17 protein-coding genes are annotated in these 22,153 nt (G+C 61.6%); 9 read left to right on the top strand and 8 right to left on the bottom strand.

Going from position 1 to position 22,153, the window contains the following annotated elements; all coding sequences use genetic code 11:
• Window positions 1-6 precede the first annotated feature (6 nt).
• On the top strand, window positions 7-582 hold the full coding sequence (locus BLS51_RS24885) for a flavin reductase family protein (RefSeq protein ID WP_090190740.1): 576 nt from the start codon (window positions 7-9) through the stop codon (window positions 580-582).
• Here the strand turns inward: BLS51_RS24885 and BLS51_RS24890 are convergent.
• The 5 genes from BLS51_RS24890 to BLS51_RS24910 form a co-directional block, all read right to left on the bottom strand.
• Window positions 579-1,706, bottom strand: coding sequence for an acyl-CoA dehydrogenase family protein (locus BLS51_RS24890; protein ID WP_090190737.1), 1,128 nt, complete (start codon window positions 1,704-1,706; stop codon window positions 579-581). The two genes, BLS51_RS24885 and BLS51_RS24890, sit on opposite strands and share 4 nt — an antisense overlap.
• Window positions 1,707-1,721: 15 nt before the next feature.
• The gene (locus BLS51_RS24895) at window positions 1,722-2,390 is read right to left on the bottom strand and encodes an SDR family oxidoreductase (RefSeq protein ID WP_090190734.1); all 669 of its coding nucleotides are present in this window, start codon (window positions 2,388-2,390) and stop codon (window positions 1,722-1,724) included.
• Window positions 2,390-3,589 (bottom strand): acetyl-CoA C-acyltransferase, encoded by a 1,200-nt coding sequence (locus tag BLS51_RS24900; protein ID WP_090190732.1) that lies wholly within the window; start codon window positions 3,587-3,589, stop codon window positions 2,390-2,392. The genes BLS51_RS24895 and BLS51_RS24900 overlap by 1 nt, the downstream gene beginning before the upstream one ends.
• 13 nt (window positions 3,590-3,602) lie before the next feature.
• Window positions 3,603-4,787: an isovaleryl-CoA dehydrogenase gene (locus BLS51_RS24905; protein ID WP_090190729.1), complete on the bottom strand. Its 1,185-nt coding sequence runs from the start codon at window positions 4,785-4,787 to the stop codon at window positions 3,603-3,605.
• Window positions 4,788-4,890: 103 nt separating this feature from the next.
• Window positions 4,891-5,298, bottom strand: coding sequence for a MerR family transcriptional regulator (locus tag BLS51_RS24910; RefSeq protein ID WP_090190726.1), 408 nt, complete (start codon window positions 5,296-5,298; stop codon window positions 4,891-4,893).
• A 305-nt stretch (window positions 5,299-5,603) separates the two neighbouring features.
• Here BLS51_RS24910 and BLS51_RS24915 point away from each other — a divergent pair, with 305 nt between their 5' ends.
• Together BLS51_RS24915 and BLS51_RS29835 are read left to right on the top strand one after the other, a co-directional pair.
• Window positions 5,604-6,011, top strand: a complete 408-nt coding sequence (locus tag BLS51_RS24915; RefSeq protein ID WP_090190722.1) for a hypothetical protein — start codon at window positions 5,604-5,606, stop codon at window positions 6,009-6,011.
• A gap of 229 nt (window positions 6,012-6,240) precedes the next feature.
• Entirely contained in the window at window positions 6,241-6,411 is a 171-nt protein-coding gene (locus BLS51_RS29835) for a hypothetical protein (protein ID WP_175472684.1), read from the top strand.
• Here BLS51_RS29835 and BLS51_RS24920 read toward each other — a convergent pair.
• The 3 genes from BLS51_RS24920 to BLS51_RS24930 all read right to left on the bottom strand — a co-directional run bounded on the left by BLS51_RS24920 (window position 6,408) and on the right by BLS51_RS24930 (window position 9,747).
• The gene (locus BLS51_RS24920) at window positions 6,408-7,016 is read right to left on the bottom strand and encodes a UbiX family flavin prenyltransferase (RefSeq protein WP_090190720.1); all 609 of its coding nucleotides are present in this window, start codon (window positions 7,014-7,016) and stop codon (window positions 6,408-6,410) included. The genes BLS51_RS29835 and BLS51_RS24920 overlap by 4 nt on opposite strands.
• Entirely contained in the window at window positions 7,009-7,320 is a 312-nt protein-coding gene (grxD, locus tag BLS51_RS24925) for a Grx4 family monothiol glutaredoxin (RefSeq protein ID WP_008443113.1), read from the bottom strand. The genes BLS51_RS24920 and grxD overlap by 8 nt, the downstream gene beginning before the upstream one ends.
• 66 nt (window positions 7,321-7,386) lie before the next feature.
• A complete protein-coding gene (locus BLS51_RS24930; RefSeq protein ID WP_090190718.1) occupies window positions 7,387-9,747 on the bottom strand; it encodes a Tex family protein in 2,361 nt (786 codons plus the stop codon).
• Window positions 9,748-9,950: 203 nt separating this feature from the next.
• Between BLS51_RS24930 and BLS51_RS24935 the strand changes: the two genes are divergently transcribed.
• From BLS51_RS24935 to BLS51_RS24960, 6 genes are all read left to right on the top strand, one after another.
• On the top strand, window positions 9,951-13,082 hold the full coding sequence (locus tag BLS51_RS24935) for a DEAD/DEAH box helicase (protein ID WP_090190716.1): 3,132 nt from the start codon (window positions 9,951-9,953) through the stop codon (window positions 13,080-13,082).
• Window positions 13,083-13,085: 3 nt separating this feature from the next.
• A complete protein-coding gene (locus BLS51_RS24940) occupies window positions 13,086-14,225 on the top strand; it encodes a PAS domain-containing sensor histidine kinase (protein WP_090190714.1) in 1,140 nt (379 codons plus the stop codon).
• A 53-nt stretch (window positions 14,226-14,278) separates the two neighbouring features.
• A complete protein-coding gene (locus BLS51_RS24945) occupies window positions 14,279-14,959 on the top strand; it encodes a response regulator transcription factor (RefSeq protein WP_090190712.1) in 681 nt (226 codons plus the stop codon).
• Between the two features lie 106 nt (window positions 14,960-15,065).
• Entirely contained in the window at window positions 15,066-15,767 is a 702-nt protein-coding gene (locus BLS51_RS24950; RefSeq protein WP_090190710.1) for an REP-associated tyrosine transposase, read from the top strand.
• A 140-nt stretch (window positions 15,768-15,907) separates the two neighbouring features.
• Window positions 15,908-20,632: a glutamate synthase-related protein gene (locus BLS51_RS24955; protein ID WP_090190705.1), complete on the top strand. Its 4,725-nt coding sequence runs from the start codon at window positions 15,908-15,910 to the stop codon at window positions 20,630-20,632.
• A 33-nt stretch (window positions 20,633-20,665) separates the two neighbouring features.
• Window positions 20,666-22,129: a glutamate synthase subunit beta gene (locus tag BLS51_RS24960; protein WP_090190703.1), complete on the top strand. Its 1,464-nt coding sequence runs from the start codon at window positions 20,666-20,668 to the stop codon at window positions 22,127-22,129.
• Window positions 22,130-22,153 lie beyond the last annotated feature (24 nt).

Consider the following 22,153-nt stretch of genomic DNA (forward strand, 5'->3'; position numbering starts at 1 on the left):
TAGGAATTGGATCAGCATATCAAGCCAGTGGAGCTGGCAAAAGCGTACCGTTTGTTGAATCACGGCCCGACCGTGCTGGTGTCGGCCAGCCATGGAGGCGTGGCGAATGTGATGTCGGCTGCATGGTCATGCGCGCTGGATTTCGCGCCGCCGAAGGTGACGGTGGTGCTGGACAAGGCGACCGCCACCCGTCCGCTGGTGGAGAAAAGCGGCTACTTCGTGCTGCAGGTGCCGAACATGGCACAGCTGCAGCTGACCTACGACGTTGGCCACACCAGCGCCAACGATATGCCGGACAAACTGGCCAAGGCCGGCGTGCAGCTGTTTCGTGTCAACGGACATGATGTGCCGCTGGTGGCTGGATCGTCGGCATGGCTGATCTGCAAAGTGCTGCCGGAACCGCGCAATGAGCAGGTCTACGATCTGTTCATCGGCGAAGTGGTGGCCGCCTATGCGGACGAGCGCGTATTCCAGAACGGCCACTGGGCCTTTGAAAACGCCGATCCACAATGGCGCAGCCTGCACTACATCGCCGGCGGCAATTTCTACGCCATCGGCGAAGCCGTGGTGGCGAAAACTTAAAGCGCGCGGGCGATCAGGATTTTCTGGATGTCGCTGGTGCCTTCGTAGATCTGGCATACGCGGGCGTCGCGGTAGATGCGTTCTACCGGGAAGTCGCTGACGTAGCCGTAGCCGCCGTGGATCTGGATGGCGTCTGAGCAGACTTTTTCCGCCATCTCGGAGGCGAACAGCTTGGCCATCGCGGCTTCCTTCAGGCACGGCAGGCCGGCGTCTTTCATCGATGCGGCGTGCAGGATCAGCTGGCGCGCGGCTTCGATCTGCATCGCCATCTCGGCCAGCTTGAATTGCACCGATTGATGTTCGAAGATCGGCTTGCCGAAGCTTTCGCGTTCCTTCGCATAACTCAGCGCCGCTTCGTATGCCGAACGCGCCATGCCGACCGATTGCGAAGCAATGCCGATGCGGCCTCCCTCCAGCCCGGACAAGGCGATCTTGTAGCCCTGGCCCTCTTCCCCGATCAGATTTTCGGCCGGGATGCGGCAGTTCTCAAACACGATCTGCGCGGTGTCGGACGAGTGCTGGCCCATCTTCTGCTCGATGCCGGCGACGATGTAGCCGGGCGTCGACGTCGGCACCCAGAAGGCGCTGATGCCTTTCTTGCCGGCGTTCTTGTCGGTGACTGCCATGACGATCGCCACATCGGCGTGCTTGCCGCTGGTGATGAACTGCTTGACGCCGTTCAGCACATATTGGTCGCCGTCGCGCGTGGCGGTGGTGCGCAGCGCGGCGGCGTCGCTGCCGGTGTGCGGTTCGGTGAGGCAGAAGGCGCCCAGCATTTCGCCTTGCGCCAGTGGCCGCAGCCATTGTTCTTTCTGCCGCGCGTTCGCATACATCATGCCGATGCTGCATACCGGGCAGTTGTTGACGGAGATGATGGTGGACGTGCCGCCGTCACCTGCCGCGATTTCTTCCAGCACCAGCGCCAGGGACACATAATCCATGCCGGCGCCGCCCAATTCCTCGGGCACGGCGACACCAAAGGCGCCAAGCGCCGCCAGCTCTTTCAACTCCTCGTGTGGGAAGTGATGCTCCTTGTCCCAGCGGGCGGCGTTGGGGGCCAGACGCTCCTGCGCGAAAGTGCGCAAGGCGTCGCGGATCATTGCGTGTTCCTGGCTCAGTATCATGGCGTCCCTGTTGTTTTACCAGCCGATGGTTGTGCCATCGTAGTTACGGTAAGTCGCCTGGTCGGACCCGGGCAGCGTCGCCAGCGTGCTGCGGATGCCAGCCGCGCTTTGTTCCGGCGTGATGTCGGCGTCCGCGCCGCCCATGTCGGTCTTCACCCAGCCCGGATGGAAGGCGACGCAGGTGACGCCTTGCTTGCCATGCACCAGCGCCGTATCGATCAGCACCGAGTTCAGCGCCGCCTTGCTGGCGCGGTACAGCGAACCGGCCGGCGAACTGCGCTCGCTCAGCGATCCCATGCGCGATGACAGCACCGCCAGCTTGCCCTTGGCCGCGCCAACCAGTGGCGCCAGCACAGGCAGCAGGCGCATGGCCGCCAGCACATTGGTGTGCATGACCGCGTTGAAGTCGATCTCGGTCGGGAAACCGTCGTGACGCGGGCCGTACACGCCGGCATTGAGGATGGCGACGTCCAGCTCTTCGCCATCCAGCTTCCAGCCGATGCCGGCCACCGCTTCCACATTGTTCACATCCAGCTTGTGCGGCTCGGCGCCCAGCGCCGCCAGCGCGTCGCAGTCTTCCTGCTTGCGCGCTGTGGCGATCACGCGCCAGCCGTCACGGCGATATTGCCTGACCAGTTCCAGCCCGATGCCGCGCGATGCGCCGATAACCAGTGCGGTCGTCATTACACCAGCTCCACTGCCACCGCGGTTGCTTCGCCGCCGCCGATGCACAGCGCCGCCACGCCCTTCTTGCCGCCGGTGCGTTTCAGCGCGCCCAGCAAGGTGACGATGATGCGCGCGCCGGAAGCGCCGATAGGATGGCCCAGCGCGCAAGCGCCGCCGTGGATGTTGACCTTGTCGTGCGGGATGTCGAGGTCGCGCATGGCGGCCATCGGCACGGCGGCAAACGCTTCATTGATCTCGAACAGGTCGACATCGCTGGTGCCCCAGCCGATTTTCTTGTACAGCTTCTCGATGGCGCCGATCGGCGCGGTGGTAAACCAGTTCGGTTCCTGCGCAAAGGTGGCGTGGCCGTGGATGCGGGCGATTGGCGTCAGGCCCAGTTCCTTCGCTTTCGATTCGCGCATCATCACCAGCGCGGCGGCGCCGTCGTTGATCGACGACGACGAGGCAGCGGTGATGGTGCCGTCTTTCTTGAAGGCGGCGCGCAGCGTCGGGATTTTTTCGACCTTGGCTTTCAGCGGGCCTTCATCCTTGTCGATGACGGTGTCGCCGGCGCGCGAGGTCACGGTGACGGGCGCGATCTCCCACTTGAAGTAGCCTTCATTGGTGGCGACCTGCGCGCGCTTCACCGATTCGATGGCGAAGTTGTCCTGTGCTTCGCGGGTGAATGCATACTTGGCCGAGCATTCTTCGGCAAAGGTGCCCATCGAGCGGCCTTCACCGGTTTTCTCGTTGCGCGAGTAGGCGTCTTCCAGCCCGTCGTACATCATGTGGTCGAACATCACGCCGTGGCCGATGCGGTAGCCGCCGCGTGCTTTCGGGATCAGGTAGGGTGCGTTGGTCATCGACTCCATGCCGCCGGCGATCACCACGTCGGCGCTGCCGGCCACCAGCTGGTCATGCGCGAAAATGGCGGCCTGCATCGCCGAGCCGCACATCTTGGACAGCGTGACGGCGCCGGTGGAGACCGGCAGGCCGGCTTTCAGCAGCGCCTGGCGTGCCGGCGCCTGGCCCTGGCCCGCCATCAGGCAGTTGCCGAAGTAGACGTGTTCGACCAGCTTGCCGTCGATGCCGGCGCGTTCCACCGCAGCCTGAATGGCGACAGCGCCCAGGTCATGCGCGGCCTTGCCGGAGAAGTCGCCCTGGAAGGCGCCCATGGGGGTGCGTGCCGCACCGACGATAACGACAGGATCATTCATGTTCACTCTCCGATTAACGGGTTTCCGCGAACAGCTCGCGGCCGATCAGCATGCGGCGGATTTCGCTGGTGCCGGCGCCGATTTCATACAGCTTGGCATCGCGCCACAGGCGGCCGACCGGATATTCATTGATGTAGCCATTGCCGCCCAGCGTCTGGATTGCCTCGCCGGCCATCCAGGTCGCCTTCTCGGCGCTGTACAGGATGGCGCCGGCGGCGTCCTTGCGCAGGTTGCGCACCTGTTCCGGCGTGGTGGCGCGGTCGCAAGCCTGGCCCACCGCATACACATAGGCCTTGGACGCCATCATGGTCGAGTACATATCGGCGATCTTGCCCTGCATTAGCTGGAACTCGCCGATCGGCTGGCCGAACTGCTTGCGGTCATGGATATACGGCACCACCACGTCCATGCACGCCTGCATGATGCCCAGCGGGCCGCCGGACAGCACGGTGCGCTCGAAGTCGAGGCCGGACATCAGCACATTGACGCCCTTGCCCAGGCCACCCAGCACGTTCTCGGCCGGCACTTCGCAATCCTCGAACACCAGCTCGCCGGTATGGGAGCCGCGCATGCCCAGCTTGTCCAGCTTCTGCGCGATGGAGAAACCTTTGTAGCCTTTTTCGATCAGGAAGGCAGTCATGCCTTTCGGGCCGGCTTCCAGATCATTTTTCGCGTACACCACCAGCACGTCGGCATCCGGGCCGTTGGTGATCCACATCTTGGTGCCGTTCAGCACCCAGCGGTCGCCCTTGAAGTCGGCGCGCAGCTTCATGCTGACCACGTCGGAACCGGCGTTTGGCTCGGACATCGCCAGCGCGCCGATGTATTCGCCGGAAATCAGCTTCGGCAGGTACTTGCGTTTTTGTTCTTCGGTGCCGTTGCGCTTGATCTGGTTGACGCACAGGTTGGAGTGGGCGCCATACGACAGGCCGACCGATGCCGAGGCGCGCGAGATTTCCTCCATCGCCACGATATGCGCCAGGTAGCCCATGTTGGCGCCGCCGTACTCTTCCGACACGGTGATGCCGAGCACGCCCAGCTCACCCATCTTGCGCCACAGGTCCATCGGGAACTGGTCGCTGCGGTCGATTTCCGCCGCGCGCGGTGCGATCTCGGCAGCGGCGAACTGCTGCACGGCCTCGCGCAGCGCGGCGATATCCTCGCCATGGTCAAAGGTCAGGCCTGGGAGATGGAGCATGTCTTCCTCTATTCTGTTTTGGGTCCGGAGCAGCCATCATACGCCGATGTGACGTTAACGTAAACGTCAACTCCGGTGTCAGGTCTGACAATCGCACACAAGCTCATGTACTAATGTCAGACCTGACACCGGATTGGGTGGCCAGCATGCGTTGGCATTCGTCTTCGTGGGCCTGGATTTCGGCCAGCGACATTTCGATGTCTTCGCGCTGCTGTTCCAGCGTCTCGCGGTGGTGCGCCAGCACGCCCAGGAAGCGGTGCATCTGCGCCACCGAATCCTTGGGCGTTTCGTACATGTCGACCAGGCTTTTGATTTCAGCCAGCGACAGGCCCAGGCGCTTGCCGCGCAGCGTCAGCTTGAGGCGGGTGCGGTCGCGTCCCGTATAGACGCGGTTGCGACCGCCAGCGCCTTCGCGCGACGGGCTCAGCAAGCCCTGGTCTTCATAAAATCGGATGGCGCGCGCGGTCACGTCGAATTCGCGTGCCAGTTCGGTAATGGTGTAGGTGGACATGTTTTGTATGGATTTCCGTTTACGTCAACGTCAAGCCATTGTAGCGTGAAATACACCGTTCAAACGTAGACTTGGTGGCAATTCGTGACCTGCAAGATGCGGAATGGTATCGTGCGACGTGAAGGGCTGCGCGGCAGGATCATAGCCATCGCCGCGCTTGCACGCCGAATAAAATTCGTCTGCGGATTTCCCGGGCGTTGGCGCTGGCAGAAGATTGAATGTTAATTATAATGTCGCATTAAGTCACACTTTCCGCAACCCTCGCAGAGACTGACTTTCATAACGCAACATGAAATAGTGCAACTATGAATTCTTCTAATGAACGCGAAAGCTTTAGCCAGCGACTCCAACAGGCTCTCAAGAATGCCCACTACTCGCCTGACAGCCCGACCCGGTTGGCGCGTGAGTTCAACATCCGCTTCGATGGCCGGCCCATTACCGTGCATGCAGCGCGGAAATGGCTGGTCGGCGAGGCGATCCCGACGCAGGAGAAGCTGCGCATGATCGCCCAATGGCTGGGCGTGCCTGCGGAATGGCTGCGTTTTGGCGGTCCGGAAGAAGGCGCACCGGCGGGTGACGGCGGCGGCTCGCTGTCGCGTTTTGAATCGGCCGACGTCAAGCTGATCGCGGATTTACAGCGCCTGGATGAGCATCACCGCCAGATTGCGCGTGAATTTATCCGCATGCTGGTACGGGTCAACTACCAGAAGTAGTCATTTTTAAGTAGTACTACGGAGAGATGTTGACCGCGCCTGCTGTACCTGCTGCTTAATGATATGAAACTGGTTTAACAATAAACCGGTTTTTGTTCGGGCCTGGGCGTGCCGTCGGCAGCGCCCTTTTTATTTTCGCTACCTTTGCGAATTGTCATAGTTCCGACACGGATTTCAGGCACAATAGGGCAGAGCCTACATTTCGGGGAGTCACGCTTTGAGCCGTTTGATGAAAAGCAACTACAGCAATGCCGCACAGCTGAAAGATTTGATGACCGCCCCTCCCATGAGTGCCGCCCAGCATGCCGAAGTGATGCGCAAACGCATCGCGCAACGCCGCATGGTGGAAGAAGCCCGGGAACTCAAGCGCGCCAGCAGTTCTTACTTCGACAAGCGCTAAACCTGTTCCGCGTCGCCAGTGGCGGCGCCCTTCATGCCCGCCCAGCGCGGCGCCAGCGCGTGCTCGATGCCGAACAGGTCGATCACGCGTGCGACCGTGTGGTCGATCATCTCGTCTAGCGTTTGTGGATTGTGGTAAAAGCTCGGCAGCGGCGGGAAGATGACGCCGCCCATTTCCGTTACCGCCGTCATATTGCGCAGGTGCGCCAGGTTGAAGGGCGTCTCGCGCACCATCAGCACCAGCCGGCGCCGTTCCTTGAGCACCACATCGGCGGCGCGCGCGATCAGGTTATCCGACAGGCCGTGGGCCACCGACGCCAGTGTTTTCATCGAGCAGGGGGCGATCACCATGCCGTCGCTCTGGAACGAGCCGCTGGCGATCGAGGCGCCGACATCGCGCACCTTGTGCACCACGTGCGCCAGTGCTTCCACTTCGCGCCGCTGCAGGCCGGTTTCCTGGTGCAGCGTGAGGACTGCGGCGTCGGAAATCAGCAGATGCGTTTCGACGTCCTTGATATTTCGCAAATGTTGCAGCAGACGCACGCCATACACCGCGCCGGTGGCGCCGGTGATGGCAATCACCATCCGCCGTGGGCGATCAGGCATCCAGCAGGGCTTTCAGTTCGCCGGACTCGAACATTTCATTCATGATGTCCGAACCGCCGATGAATTCACCCTTCACGTACAGCTGCGGAATGGTTGGCCAGTTCGAGTAGTCCTTGATGCCCTGGCGAACCTCCGGATCTTCCAGCACGTTGACGGTGGCGATGTTTTCGACGCCGCACGCTTTCAGGATCTGGATGGCACGGCCGGAAAAGCCGCATTGTGGGAACTGGGCGGTGCCCTTCATGAACAGCACCACCGGGGTGTTGGTCACGGTTTCTTTGATCCAGGTTTGTACGTCGCTCATAGCTGCCTCTAGGTGTAAAAGATGTGGAATACCGGCATTTTATAAGAAAACGCCGGCGCCGGCATTTTACCCCCGCAGCTTGGCAAAGGCTGCAGCCATGCTGCCGCCGATGGCCGGCTCGCGCGCGGTCTGCCGCTGTTGATCCTTCTGCTGCTGGCCCATGGCGCGGCGGTCGTTGCGGTCGCCACGCTGCTGCGGCTGCGCACCGGCCTGCGGCGCGCTGTCGGACAGGCGCATGGTCAGGGCGATGCGCTTGCGCTTTTCGTCCACTTCGAGCACCTTGACCTTGACCACCTGGCCGGCCTTGACCACCGTGTGCGGGTCCTTGACGAAGGTGTTTGACAACGCCGAGATGTGCACCAGGCCATCCTGGTGGACGCCGATGTCGACAAAGGCGCCAAAGGCGGCCACATTGGTCACCACGCCTTCCAGGATCATGTCCGGGCGCAAATCCCTGATTTCCTCCACGCCTTCCTTGAAGGTGGCGGTAGTGAATTCCGGACGCGGATCGCGGCCCGGCTTTTCCAGCTCCTTCAGGATGTCGGTCACGGTCGGCACGCCGAATTTGTCGTCGGCATACTTGGCCGGTTGCAGTCGCTTGATCAGCGCGCTGTCACCGATGACACCCTTGATGTCTTTCTGGATGTCGGCCAGGATTTTTTCCACCACCGGATAGGATTCCGGGTGCACCGCCGACGCGTCCAGCGGATTCTCGCCACCGGTCACGCGCAGGAAGCCGGCTGCCTGTTCAAAGGTCTTGTCGCCCAGGCGCGGCACCGCTTTCAGGCCGGCGCGCGAGGTGAATGCACCCTTGACGTCGCGGTAGGACACAATCGCCTGCGCCACCGACGACGACAGGCCGGAGACGCGCGCCAGCAGTGGCGCCGAAGCGGTGTTGACGTCGACGCCGACCGCGTTGACGCAATCCTCCACCACCGCGTCCAGCGTGCGCGCCAGCTGCGTCTGCGAAACATCGTGCTGGTACTGGCCGACGCCGATCGATTTCGGATCGATCTTGACCAGCTCGGCCAGCGGGTCTTGCAGGCGGCGGGCGATCGACACCGCACCGCGCAGCGAGACGTCCATGTCCGGCAGTTCGCGCGAGGCGAATTCGGAGGCCGAGTACACCGACGCGCCGGCCTCGGAGACGACGATCTTGCTCATTTTTTGCTCAGGGAAGCGCTTCAGCAGGTCTTGCGCCAGCTTGTCGGTTTCGCGCGAGGCGGTGCCGTTGCCGATCGAAATCAGCGACACATTGTGCTTGGCGGCCAGCTTGCCCAGCGTGTGCAGCGAGCCTTCCCAGTCGTTTTTCGGCTGGTGCGGGTAGATCACGGCGGTATCCATCACCTTGCCGGTGGCGTCCACCACCGCCACCTTGACGCCAGTGCGCAGGCCAGGGTCCAGGCCCATGGTGGCGCGCTGGCCGGCGGGCGCCGCCAGCAGCAAGGCTTTCAAGTTGGTAGCGAAAACGGTGATGGCATCCGATTCGGATTTCTCGCGCAGCGCGCCCATCAGTTCGGTTTCCAGGTGCATAAAGCTTTTCACGCGCCAAGTCCAGCGGGCCGTGTCGGACAGCCATTTGTCGGCCGCGCGGCCGGCGCTCTTGATGCCGAAACGGGCGGCGATGTGGCTTTCGCATGGATTGTGCGGCGCGTCCCATTTTGGTTTTTCCGGCTCGCTATCCAGGCGCAGCGTGACGTCCAGCACGCCTTCGCGGCGGCCACGCATCAGCGCCAGCGCGCGGTGCGACGGCACAGTGCCCAGGTTTTCCGAATAATCAAAGTAATCAGCGAATTTTTCGCCTTCTTCTTGCTTACCTTCAATAACTTTCGACTCAACAATGCCATGCTCTTGCACATATTCACGCAAGGATTGCAGCAGCGTAGCATCTTCGGCGAAGCGTTCCATCAGGATCTGGCGGGCGCCGTCGAGGGCGGCCTTGGTATCGGCCACGCCCGGATTATTACCGTCGGCACTGGTGAACGCTTCACGCAGGTACTTTGCGGCTTCGGTTTCCGGGTTCAGGTCGGGATTGCCCAGCAGGCCGTCAGCCAGTGGCGCCAGCCCGGCTTCGATGGCAATCTGGGCCTTGGTGCGGCGTTTTTGCTTGTACGGAAGATATAAGTCTTCCAGGCGGGTCTTGTCTTCGGCGTGCATGACAGCATCTAACAGCTCTGGTGTCATCTTGTTTTGCTCGGTGATCGAGGCGACGATGCTGGCGCGGCGGTCTTCCAGCTCGCGCAGGTAGCGCAGGCGCTCTTCAAGCAGGCGCAACTGAATGTCATCCAGTCCTCCGGTCGCCTCTTTACGGTAGCGGGCGATGAAGGGAACGGTGGCGCCTTCGTCCAGCAGGGCGATGGCGGCGGCAACCTGAACTGGCTTGGCGGACAGTTCCAGGGCGAGACGTTGTTCGATGGAAGGCAACATGGTGATGATTCCTAGACAGACAAGCCCGGAATAATACGGCATCGGCACGCAGTTGCCAGTCTTGACAGGCAAAAAGGACGGTGAACGTTGGCAAGCCCACTTTTATGGACAGGTTTTTAAAGAAAGCATAAACACGAACGCTTCAATGGCGGATAATATTGCCTGTTGCCGTTTTTGAACCATCTTGACCAACAATGCGACCTATGGATTTTACCCGCGACGACGCCACTGATGCTCCAGCTGCTCCAGCACCGGCTGCGCCAACACGCCCCGCGCCGCCGGCGAATCAATTGTCCTATGCCGTGGCCACCTGGCTGCAGCGTGTGGATGCCGCAGCGCATCCCAAGGCCAAGCTGAGCCCGCCGCCGGTCGATAACGATCCGAAGCAAACCCAATACAAGCTGATCTACGTGCTGGCCCCCACCAGCGGTGGCCGCCATGTGGCGCTGTGCCTGTACAAGGCCCGCCTGCGGCCGAACGGTGACGTGGCGGCGGCCAGCCCGGTCAGCGAGGTGTTTTCGCTGCTGTCGACGCCACCAACTTTCATGACGCTAGCCGACGAAGACCTGATCCGCTTCTTTGTTGCCATGCGCAGCGGCCAAAATTCGCAGACCGGTTCGGCAACGGAACCGCGCGGCAAGATCGGCGCGGCGCTGCTGGACATGCTGGCGCAACAGGATAAGTTGCTGTGGGCAAATTCCTGGTCCGACGTCGGAAACGGTCTGGTTTATCCATTGAAAGGCGGCGTGCTGCGCGAAGCCAACCTGGCCTGGCGCGAGGAAGGCAAGGGCCTGCGCCTCGGCTGGCAGGTGGCGCCACCGCCCGGAGCCAAGCATGTCGGCGCCGACCAGGTCGACTACATGCTGCCGACCGATCCGCCGTGGTATATCGACAACCTGTCGTGTGGCGTATTGCAGTTGAACCAGGGCGGCACGGAAATTCCGCTGGCGGATTTGCAGGCGCTGGTCGCCCAGGCGCCGCTGCTGACCAATAACGACAAGATGCGTGTCTCGCAGCTGCTGCTGGCGCACGGCCTGCAGGGCCTGATGCCGCTGCCGCAGGCCTTGCCGCAGCGCGTACGCGACGACGTCAAGCCGCGTCCGGTGCTGACGCTGGACGCCGCCATGCTGGCCGACGGCTCGGTGCAGCGCTGGCATGACTTTGCCGTGCTGTCCTATGACTACGATGGCGAGCGCGTGTCGTTCGACCCGTCGCAGCGCGTGGTGCGCCAGAAGGGCGACGTCACGGAAATCATCCAGCGTGACGAAAGCGCCGAAGCCGATGCGCTGGCGCTGCTGAGCGAACGCCATTTCGTGCCGCCGACCACGCTGCCGCTGAGCAGCGTCAAAGGCGGGCTGTTGCTGCCTAGCCAGGCCGAGTGGATACGCTTCGCCCGCGATGGCGTTGCCGCGCTGAAGGAAGCCGGCTGGAAAATCGAAAAAACCGTCAAGTACCGTTACGACACGGTGGAAGTCGGCGACTGGTATGCCGACGTGGTGGAAGACGAGGCCGATGGCGGCCGTGCCTGGTTCGACCTGGAACTGGGCATCATGGTCAACCAGGAGCGCGTGCCGCTGCTGCCTGTGCTGGTGCAGCTGATCCGCAATGCGCCCAACGATTTCAATCCGAAAGCCATCGCCCACCATGGCGAGGAAGACCAGATGCTGGCCACGCTGGCCGACGGCAGCCGCGTCGCGCTGCCGTGGGGCCGGGTGCGTCCCATCCTCGCCACGCTGGGCGAGTTGTATTTCAGCGACAAGATCAAGAACGCGGTCCACATGGCCACGCTGGACGCCGCTCGCCTTGACGAGCTGGCGCGCAATGTCGAGATGACCTGGACCGGCGGCGAGGAGCTGCGCGAAATGGGCGCGCGCCTGAATCAGTTCGGTTCGGTGAAGCGCGTCGCCACCCCGGCCGGCCTGCAAGCCACGCTGCGCGATTACCAGACCGATGGCTTGTCGTGGATGCAGTTCCTGCGCGAATACGGCTTTGCCGGCATCCTGGCCGATGATATGGGCCTGGGCAAAACCGTGCAGACCCTGGCCCACATCCTGGTCGAGAAAGAAGCCGGCCGCCTGACCGCGCCGGCGCTGGTGATCGCGCCGACCAGCCTGATGGGCAACTGGCAGGAAGAAGCCGCGCGCTTCGCGCCGGGCCTGAAAGTGCTGCTGTTGCAGGGCAAGGAGCGCATGGGCCAGTTCGACCAGATCGACGAAGCCGACCTGGTGCTGACCACTTACGCGCTGCTGCCGCGCGACGAGGAAAAACTGCGCGAGCACGATTTCCACCTGGTCATCCTGGACGAGTCGCATTACATCAAGAACACCCGCTCGAAGGCGGCGCAAAGCGCCGGCCTGCTGCGCGCGCGTCACCGCCTGTGCCTGTCCGGCACGCCGCTGGAGAATCACCTGGGTGAGCTGTGGTCGCAATTCCACTTCCTGCTGCCCGGCCTGCTGGGTGACGAGAAGGGCTTCAACAGCGTGTTCCGCCATCCGATTGAACGCGCGGACGATCCCTTGCGGCGCGCGCTGCTGAACCGCCGCATCAAGCCCTTCCTGCTACGCCGCACCAAGGACAATGTGGCGAAAGAGCTGCCGCCGAAGACCGAGATGGTGCGCAAGGTCGAGCTGACCGGCGCCCAGCGCGACCTGTACGAAACCGTACGCCTGGCGATGGACCAGAAAGTCCGCGAGGAAATCGACCGCAAGGGCGTGGCGCGCAGCCAGATCGTCATCCTGGAAGCGCTGCTGAAGCTGCGTCAGGTGTGCTGCGATCCGCGCCTGGTCAAGTCGACCACCAAGAAACAGCAGCAGGCCGGCTCGGCCAAGCTGCTGGACCTGATGCAGATGGTTGAAGACTTGCTGGAAGAGAAGCGCAAGATCCTGGTGTTCTCGCAGTTCACCAGCATGCTGGAACTGATCCAGGAGGAACTCGAAGCGCGCGACATCCCGTATGCCTTGCTGACCGGCGACACCAAGGACCGCAGCGCCCAGGTGGCCGCGTTCCAGCAGGGCGCAGTGCCTATCTTCCTGATATCGCTGAAAGCCGGTGGCGTCGGCCTCAACCTGACCGCTGCCGACACCGTGATTCACTATGACCCATGGTGGAATCCGGCCGCTGAAAACCAGGCCACCGACCGCGCCTGGCGTATTGGGCAGGACAAGCCGGTGTTTGTGTATAAACTGATCGCCAAGGGCACGCTGGAAGAAAAGATCCAGGTCTTGCAGCAGAAGAAGTCCGATCTGGCGCAATCCATCCTGGCGGAAGGCGAGTCGCAGAAAATGGCGCTCACGCAGGAGGATCTGCAACAAATCTTCGCACCTTTGGTGGAGTAATCAATGGGTCAGACGATAGCGGAACTCCAGGCAGCATTACAGCAATCCCAAGCCAACGAAGCCCGCTATCGGCTGCTGTTGGACCACAGCAGCGAGATCAGCTGGATGGCCGACTGTGCCACGCGCCAGCTGACCTGGCTCAGTCCGGCCGCCGAACGCCAGTTCGGCTACACGCTGCACACTGCGCAAACGCTGGCCGCCGGCCTGCTGAAAGACTTGCAGGCGCGCCTGACGCGCTATGCCGATGGCGATCTCAGCCGCCGTCGCCTGCTGCGTGAAACCGAACTGGTCCATGCCGACGGCTACCTGGTGCCGGTGGAAATCGAATCAACCTTGATCCTGGATGGCAACGGCGTGCCGGCCACGGTGATCGGCGTGGTGCGCGACCTCAGCGCCCGGCGTGAGCTGGCGGCGCAGCAGAAGAAATTTGCCTCGATGCTGTCGCATGAATTCCGCACGCCGCTCTCCACCATCGACGGCGCCGTGCAGCGGCTGGAAATGACCGGCGCCCATCATGACGAAGGCACCCGCAAGCGCTACCGCAAGATCCAGACTGCGGTGGACCGCATGCTGGCGATGCTGGATGAATACCTGTCCCCCGAGCGCATGGCCAGCATCGGCCGCGAGCGCCAGCCCAATGAAATCAATCCCGCCACGTTGCTGGAAGGCGTTGCCGAGCAAGCACGCCGGCGCCGCCAGCCGGTCCGGGTGCAGACGCTGGGCTTGCCGCAATGGATGCGTTGCGACCCGGCCGGCATGCGTTTATGTCTTGAAATATTGCTGGATAATGCAATAAAGTACACAAGAGATAATATTCCGATAGAATTGGTGGGACGAATTGCCACAGAAGGTGGCGTCGAATTCCTGGTGCGCGATCACGGTGACGGTATCGTGGAAGCCGAATTAGCGCATGTTTTCGACAAAGCCTTCCGTGGCAGCAACGCTGTCGGCGTGGCTGGGTCGGGCCTGGGCCTGTATATGGCGCGGTCCATCATCGATGTCCACGGTGGTACTGTTACGGCAAGAAATGTTTCTGAAAGCGGCACGGAATTTCGGATTTGGTTGCCGGTGGCGGCCAATGCCGGGAAAAGCCTTGCGCGTGCCGATGCCAGCAGTGATAATTCCCTGGACGCAAGCTCGTAGTGTTCCCAGGTCTGGGCGCAGCTGTGCTCAACAATTGAACGAATGGCGCATCAATGACGCAAATACTGATCGTGGAAGACAATCTGGACTACGCCGAAGAGATGGCGGAGTTTCTGACTGAGCTTGAACACGAAGTACATATCACCAACAACGCTGGCGATATGTGGTCTGCCCTAAGCCAGGGCAATGTCGGCGTGGTCGTGCTGGACCTCGGCCTGCCGGATGAGGATGGCTTCAACGTCATCCCGCGCATGCGTCAGCTGTATCCGCAAATAGGCCTGCTGGTGCTGACCGGCCGCGTTGCTTTCGACAACCGCATCCTCGGCCTGCGCCTGGGTGCCGACCATTACCTGACCAAGCCTATCAAATTTCCGGAACTGGCGGCGCACATTGAAGCGCTCGACCGCCGCGTCGGGCCACAGGAAACCGTCCCGCTGCCTAGCAAGTGGACGCTGAAAGTGAGCGCTCGCCAGCTGGAGCTGCAAGGCATGGCCATTACGCTGACGGAAAAGGAATGCAACTTCCTGCACCTGCTGACGATTAATACCCGGCCGGTGCCGCGCCAGGTGATTGTGGCTGGCATAGGCGGCGACGATCCGGATGCCGGCCGCCGCGTCGACATGCTGGTGTATCGTCTGCGCAAGAAAGCGCGCACCGGTCTGGGCCAGGATCTGCCGCTGCGCAGTGCCTATGGCGAAGGCTACAGCCTGTCAGCCAGCTTCAACTTGTCCTAATAGGGACGGAGTCAACACGAAAATCTGTCCAGCGAAATTAATCAGGGACAGAGTCAGTCGACAAGGGTAGAATCGGACTTCCGATCTCCCCTTTTTTGTTATCCGCATGGCCCGACTGCCCCGTTTAATCATTCCCGACCAGCCGCACCACGTCATCCAGACTGGCGCCAACAACCAGGACGTGTTCCTCGACGCCGAAGACTACCAGACCTTCCTCGGCTGGCTGCGCACCGCCGCCAAAACCTACAAAGTCGCCATCCACGCCTACTGTCTGATGCCCAATCACGTGCATTTGCTGGTCACACCGTCCGATGACACCGGCCTGGGCCAGATGATGCAATGGATAGGCCGCTACTACGTGCCCTATTTCAACCAAAAGTATGTCCGCAGTGGAACTTTGTGGAACGGACGCTACAAAACTTCGCTGATCGATGCTGACGAATACTTCATGTTGTGCAGCCGTTATATCGAATTCAACCCGGTCCGCAATGGCATGGTCAGCCGCGCCGAGGATTATCCCTGGTCCAGCTATTGTCATCACGCCGGCATCCGCCCGGACGGGCTGGTGACAGATCACGCCAAGGTCTGGGAACTGGGCAACACGCCATTCCAGCGTGAAGCCGCCTACAGTGCGCTGTCCGAGCCGGCACTGACGTTGGAGGAAATCACTTTAATTGGCAAATCCCTGCTCAAGGGCTGGCCGCTGGGGTCGCAGACATTCCAGGCCGCCCTGCAGAACAAGGTCAAGCGCCAGGTATTGCCGGCCAAACGCGGCCGCCCATTCAAAATAAAGCCTGGTACAGAATAGGGCTATGACTCTGTCCCCAATTAAATAAATAAGCTTCTGAGGAAAATTTAATTCGACTCCGACCCTAATTGTTATGCTTGAGGTTTACGCTGCGTTGCACTAACCTTGTTTTTCAAGCCAATCAGTTTTGGAGTTTAGCCATGGAAGCACAAGGTCTGTACGATCCGTCCAATGAACACGATGCCTGCGGTGTCGGTTTCGTCGCCCACATCAAGGGTAATAAGAGTCACTCGATTGTGGAACAGGGTCTGCTGATCTTGAAAAACCTCGATCACCGGGGCGCAGTCGGTGCGGACCCGCTGATGGGCGACGGCGCCGGTATCCTGATCCAGATTCCGGACCAGTACTACCGCGACGAAATGGCCAAGCAAGGCGTGGAACTGCCGCCGCCAGGCGAATACGGCGTCGGCATGGTGTTCCTGCCGAAGGAAAATGCTTCCCGCATCGCTTGCGAACAGGAAATCGAACGCGCCGTGCGCGCCGAAGGCCAGGTGGTGCTCGGCTGGCGTAATGTACCAGTCGACTGCGACATGCCGATGTCGCCGACCGTGCGTGCCAAAGAGCCGGTCATCCGCCAGATCTTCATTGGCCGTGGCGCCGACATCATGGTGACCGATGCGCTGGAGCGCAAACTGTACGTGATCCGCAAATCGTCGGGCCACGCGATCCAGGCACTGAACCTGATACACGGCAAAGAATTCTTCGTGGCCTCGCTGTCGGCCCGTACCATCGTCTACAAGGGCCTGCTGCTGGCCGACCAGGTGGGCGTCTACTACCGCGACCTGCAGGATGCACGCTGCGTGTCGGCGCTGGCGCTGGTCCACCAACGCTTCTCGACCAACACCTTCCCGGAATGGCCGCTGGCCCACCCGTACCGCCTGATCGCCCACAACGGCGAAATCAACACTGTCAAAGGCAACTTCAACTGGATGCGCGCCCGTGAAGGCGTGATGAAATCGGCCGTGCTGGGCGACGATCTGCGCAAGCTGTTCCCGCTGATCTACGAAGGCCAGTCGGACACCGCCTGCTTCGATAACGCGCTGGAACTGCTGCTGATGGCGGGCTACCCACTGGCCCAGGCGATGATGATGATGATCCCGGAAGCCTGGGAAAATCACGGCACGATGGATGACAATCGCCGCGCGTTCTACGAATATCATGCTGCCATGATGGAGCCATGGGACGGCCCGGCCGCCATGGCCTTCACCGACGGCCGCTACATCGGCGGCACGCTGGACCGCAATGGCCTGCGTCCAGCCCGCTACATTGTCACCGACGACGACCTGGTGGTAATGGCGTCGGAATCCGGCGTGCTGCCGATTCCTGAGTCGAAAATCATCCAGAAATGGCGTCTGCAACCAGGCAAGATGTTCCTGATCGACCTGGAAGCCGGCCGCATCATCGACGACAAAGAGCTGAAAGACACCTACGCCAACGCCAAGCCATACAAGGCATGGATCAATGCGGTGCGTATCAAGCTGAACGAAATCAAGCTGAGCGAAAGCCAGCTGGCGCACAACCGCGCCAAGGACAAGCCGGCCGTCGGCGAAAAAGCCGTGCCGTCGCTGCTGGACCGCCAGCAAGCCTTCGGCTACACCCAGGAAGACCTGAAATTCCTGATGGCGCCGATGGCTGCCGCCGGCGAGGAAGCCACCGGCTCGATGGGCAATGACTCGCCGCTGGCCGTCATGTCCAACAAGCTGAAGCCGCTGTATTCCTACTTCAAGCAGCTGTTCGCCCAGGTGACCAACCCGCCGATCGACCCGATCCGCGAAGCGATGGTGATGTCGCTGGTGTCATTCATCGGTCCGAAACCGAACCTGCTGGACACCAACAACGTCAATCCGCCGATGCGCCTTGAAGTGTCGCAGCCTATCCTGGGCTTCGACGACATGGAGCGCCTGCGCAACATCAGCCTGCACACCGGCGGCAAGTTCAAGTCCTACGAACTGAGCATCTGCTACCCGCTGGCCTGGGGCAAGGAAGGCGTTGAAGCTTGCCTGGCGTCGCTGTGCGCGGAAGCGGTGGATGCGGTCAAATCCGGCCACAACATCCTGATCGTCTCGGATCGTTCGGTCGGCCCGGACCGCGTGGCGATTCCTGCGCTGCTGGCCACCTCGACCATCCACCAGCACCTGGTCAGCAAAGGCCTGCGCGCCTCGACCGGCCTGGTGGTGGAAACCGGCTCGGCCCGCGAAACCCACCACTTCGCCCTGCTGGCCGGCTACGGCGCGGAAGCGATCCACCCCTACCTGGCGATGGAAACCCTGGCCGATATGGCAGCCGGCCTGCCAGGCGATATGTCGGCTGAGAAAGCCATCTACAACTTCACCAAGGCGGTCGGCAAAGGCCTGATGAAGGTGATGTCGAAGATGGGTATCTCCACCTATATGTCGTACTGCGGTGCGCAGATCTTCGAAGCGGTCGGCCTGAACAAGTCGCTGGTCAACAAATACTTCAAGGGCACCGCGTCCAACGTGGAAGGCATCGGCGTGTTTGAAGTGGCGGAAGAAGCGCTGCGCCTGCACAACCTGGCCTTCGGCGACGATCCTGTGCTGGCCAACCACCTGGATGCCGGCGGCGAATACGCCTTCCGTATCCGTGGTGAAGACCACCTGTGGACGCCGGACGCGATCGCCAAGCTGCAACACTCGACCCGCGCCAACAATTTCTCCAGCTATAAAGAGTATGCGCAGATCATCAACGACCAGAGCAAGCGCCACCTGACGCTGCGCGGCCTGTTCGAATTCAAGATCGATCCGGCCAAGGCGATTCCGCTGGATGAAGTCGAGCCGGCGAAAGAAATCGTCAAGCGCTTCGCCACCGGCGCGATGTCGATGGGTTCGATTTCGACCGAAGCCCACGCCACGCTGGCGGTCGCCATGAACCGCATCGGCGGCAAGTCCAACACCGGTGAAGGCGGCGAAGATCCATCGCGCTACACCATGGAGCTGAAAGGTATCAAGATCAAGCAGGGCGAGACCATGGCGTCGGTCATGGGCAAGGAACAGATGGTGGTCGACATTCCTCTGCAAGAGGGCGACTCGCTGCGTTCGCGCATCAAGCAGGTGGCGTCGGGCCGTTTCGGCGTGACCGCTGCTTACCTGAACTCGGCCGACCAGATCCAGATCAAGATGGCGCAGGGTGCGAAGCCTGGTGAAGGCGGTCAGCTGCCAGGCCACAAGGTGTCGGAATACATCGCCACGCTGCGCTTCTCGGTGCCGGGCGTGGGCCTGATTTCGCCGCCGCCGCACCACGATATTTATTCGATTGAAGATCTGGCGCAGCTTATCCACGATCTGAAAAACGCCAATCCGCGCGCTTCGATCTCGGTCAAGCTGGTGTCGGAAGTGGGTATCGGCACCGTGGCTGCCGGCGTCACCAAGGCCAAAGCCGACCACGTGGTGGTTGCTGGCCATGACGGCGGCACCGGCGCATCGCCGCTGTCGTCGGTCAAGCACGCCGGCACCCCATGGGAACTGGGCCTGGCGGAAACGCAACAGACCCTGGTGCTGAACGGCCTGCGTAGCCGGATTCGCGTCCAGGCCGATGGCCAGATGCGTACCGGCCGCGACGTCGTCATCGCCGCCATGCTCGGCGCCGACGAAATCGGCTTCGCCACCGCACCGCTGGTGGTGGAAGGCTGCATCATGATGCGCAAATGCCACCTGAACACCTGCCCGGTCGGCGTTGCGACGCAAGATCCGGTACTGCGCGCCAAGTTCTCGGGCAAGCCTGAGTACGTGGTGAACTACTTCTTCTTCGTTGCCGAAGAAGCGCGTCAGCTGATGGCGCAACTGGGCATCCGCACCTATGACGAGCTGATCGGCCGCGTCGACCTGCTGGACAAGTCGAAAGCCATCTCGCACTGGAAAGCGCAAGGCCTGGACTTCAGCAACATCTTCTACCAGCCGCAAGTGCAGGACGGTCATTCGATCTACCACACGCTGGAGCAGGATCACGGCCTCGACAAGGCGCTGGACCACAAGCTGATCGCGCAAGCCAAAGCGGCGCTGGAAAAAGGCGAGCGTGTCTCCTTCATCTCGCCCGTGAAGAACTTGAACCGCACGGTCGGCACCATGCTGTCGGGCGAAGTGGCCAAGCGTTACGGTCACGCCGGTCTGCCTGACGACACCATCCACATCCAGCTGCAAGGTACTGCCGGCCAGTCGGCCTGCGCTTTCCTGGCGCACGGCATCACCATCGACCTGGTGGGCGAGGGTAATGACTATGTGGGCAAGGGCCTGTCGGGCGGCCGCATCATCGTGCGTCCTAACACGGAGTTCCGTGGCTGGGCGGTCAACAACATCATCATCGGCAATACCGTGCTGTACGGCGCGATTTCCGGTGAAGCCTTCTTCAACGGCGTGGCTGGCGAGCGTTTCGCGGTGCGTAACTCGGGCGCTACCACCATTGTTGAAGGTACCGGCGACCATGGTTGCGAATACATGACCGGCGGTACGGTTGTCGTGCTGGGTAACACCGGCCGTAACTTCGCGGCAGGCATGTCGGGCGGTATCGCTTACGTCTACGATCCGGATGGCGACTTTGAATCGCGTTGCAACACCTCGATGGTGACGCTGGAACGCGTGCTGAGCGCCAAGGAACAGTCGGTCGACAGCGCCACCTTCCACGTGCAGCACAAAGACCATGGCCGCGAGGCCGACGAAGTGATCCTGAAGCGTCTGATCGAGCGTCACTTCAAGCATACCGGCAGCACGCGCGCGCGCCTGTTGCTGGACAACTGGGCCGACAGCCGCGCCAAGTTCGTCAAGGTATTCCCAAGCGAATACAAACGCGCTCTGGCAGAAATGGCCGAAGCCGTGGCGAACGAAGCCGCCGTTGTGCAACCAGTTGCTGCTTAAGTCAGCCTTACAAGATTACGAAGGAAAAATATCGTGGGTAAAATCACCGGCTTCATGGAATTCCAGCGTCAGGAAGAAAGCTATCTGCCGCCAGCGACGCGCCTGAAAAACTACGCGGAATTCGTCATTCCGCTGACTAACGAGCAAGCCAAGGTCCAGGGTGCGCGCTGCATGGATTGCGGCATCCCGTTCTGCAACAACGGCTGCCCGGTCAACAACATCATCCCGGACTGGAACGACCTGGTGTATCGCGGCAACTACCGCGAAGCGCTGGACACGCTGCATTCGACCAACAACTTCCCGGAATTCACCGGCCGCATCTGCCCGGCGCCATGCGAGGCTGCCTGTACGCTGGGCATCAGCGAAGATCCGGTCGGCATCAAGTCGATCGAACACAAGATCATCGACGAAGGCTGGGCACACGGCTGGGTCATCCCGCAGCCGCCTAGCAAGCAGACCGGCAAGAAAGTCGCTGTGGTCGGCTCCGGTCCGGCCGGCCTCGCCGCCGCCCAACAGCTGGCGCGCGCCGGCCACGCGGTCACCGTGTTTGAGAAATCCGACCGCGTCGGCGGCCTGCTGCGCTATGGCATTCCAGACTTCAAGATGGAAAAGTCGCACATCGACCGCCGCGTCAAGCAGATGGAAGCCGAAGGCGTGACCTTCCGCACCAGCGTACTGATCGGCAAGGACTTCCCGGCCAACGTCAACAACTGGGCCAAGGAAACCATCTTCCCTGAAGACCTGCAAAAAGACTTCGACGCCGTGGTGCTGGCGGGCGGCGCGGAAGCCCCGCGCGACCTGCCGGTGCCGGGCCGCGAGCTCAAAGGCGTGCACTTCGCCATGGACTTCCTGCCGCAGCAAAACAAGATCAACGCCGGCGACAAGCTGAAAGACCAGATCAAGGCCACCGGCAAGCACGTGGTGGTGATCGGCGGCGGCGACACCGGTTCCGACTGTGTCGGCACCTCGAACCGCCAGGGCGCCGCCTCGGTGACCCAGTTCGAACTGATGCCGATGCCACCGGAGCAGGAGAACAAGTCGATGGTCTGGCCTTACTGGCCGACCAAGCTGCGCACCTCGTCGTCGCACGAAGAAGGTTGCGAGCGTGACTGGGCCGTCGCCACCAAGCGCCTGGAAGGCAAGGGCGGCAAAGTTGAAAAACTGATCGCCTGCCGCGTCGAATGGAAAGACGGCAAGATGGCTGAAGTGCCGAACTCGGAATTCGAGATGAAAGCCGACCTGGTGTTCCTGGCCATGGGCTTCGTCTCGCCGGTCGCCAACATCCTCGACGCCTTCGCTGTTGACAAAGATGCACGCGGCAACGCCAAGGCCAGCACCGATGGCGAGGGCTGCTACAAGACTTCCGTATCCAAGGTATTTGCCGCCGGCGACATGCGCCGTGGCCAATCGCTGGTGGTATGGGCGATCCGCGAAGGCCGCCAATGCGCGCGCGCGGTCGACGAGTTCCTGATGGGCAGTTCCGAGTTGCCGCGCTAAGCTCAAAGCAAGGCATCAGGCTCG

Source organism: Duganella sp. OV510, from assembly GCF_900100205.1.
Lineage (GTDB): Bacteria > Pseudomonadota > Gammaproteobacteria > Burkholderiales > Burkholderiaceae_D > Rugamonas.

Bases quoted from the DNA above. Each gene is read 5' to 3' on its own strand.
- BLS51_RS24890 (WP_090190737.1), bottom strand. From the start codon at position 1,706: ATGATACTGAGCCAGGAACACGCAATGATCCGCGACGCCTTGCGCACT.
- BLS51_RS24895 (WP_090190734.1), bottom strand. From the start codon at position 2,390: ATGACGACCGCACTGGTTATCGGCGCATCGCGCGGCATCGGGCTGGAA.
- BLS51_RS24900 (WP_090190732.1), bottom strand. From the start codon at position 3,589: ATGAATGATCCTGTCGTTATCGTCGGTGCGGCACGCACCCCCATGGGC.
- BLS51_RS24905 (WP_090190729.1), bottom strand. From the start codon at position 4,787: ATGCTCCATCTCCCAGGCCTGACCTTTGACCATGGCGAGGATATCGCC.
- BLS51_RS24910 (WP_090190726.1), bottom strand. From the start codon at position 5,298: ATGTCCACCTACACCATTACCGAACTGGCACGCGAATTCGACGTGACC.
- BLS51_RS24915 (WP_090190722.1), top strand. From the start codon at position 5,604: ATGAATTCTTCTAATGAACGCGAAAGCTTTAGCCAGCGACTCCAACAG.
- BLS51_RS29835 (WP_175472684.1), top strand. From the start codon at position 6,241: ATGAAAAGCAACTACAGCAATGCCGCACAGCTGAAAGATTTGATGACC.
- BLS51_RS24920 (WP_090190720.1), bottom strand. From the start codon at position 7,016: ATGCCTGATCGCCCACGGCGGATGGTGATTGCCATCACCGGCGCCACC.
- grxD (WP_008443113.1), bottom strand. From the start codon at position 7,320: ATGAGCGACGTACAAACCTGGATCAAAGAAACCGTGACCAACACCCCG.
- BLS51_RS24930 (WP_090190718.1), bottom strand. From the start codon at position 9,747: ATGTTGCCTTCCATCGAACAACGTCTCGCCCTGGAACTGTCCGCCAAG.
- BLS51_RS24935 (WP_090190716.1), top strand. From the start codon at position 9,951: ATGGATTTTACCCGCGACGACGCCACTGATGCTCCAGCTGCTCCAGCA.
- BLS51_RS24940 (WP_090190714.1), top strand. From the start codon at position 13,086: ATGGGTCAGACGATAGCGGAACTCCAGGCAGCATTACAGCAATCCCAA.
- BLS51_RS24945 (WP_090190712.1), top strand. From the start codon at position 14,279: ATGACGCAAATACTGATCGTGGAAGACAATCTGGACTACGCCGAAGAG.
- BLS51_RS24950 (WP_090190710.1), top strand. From the start codon at position 15,066: ATGGCCCGACTGCCCCGTTTAATCATTCCCGACCAGCCGCACCACGTC.
- BLS51_RS24955 (WP_090190705.1), top strand. From the start codon at position 15,908: ATGGAAGCACAAGGTCTGTACGATCCGTCCAATGAACACGATGCCTGC.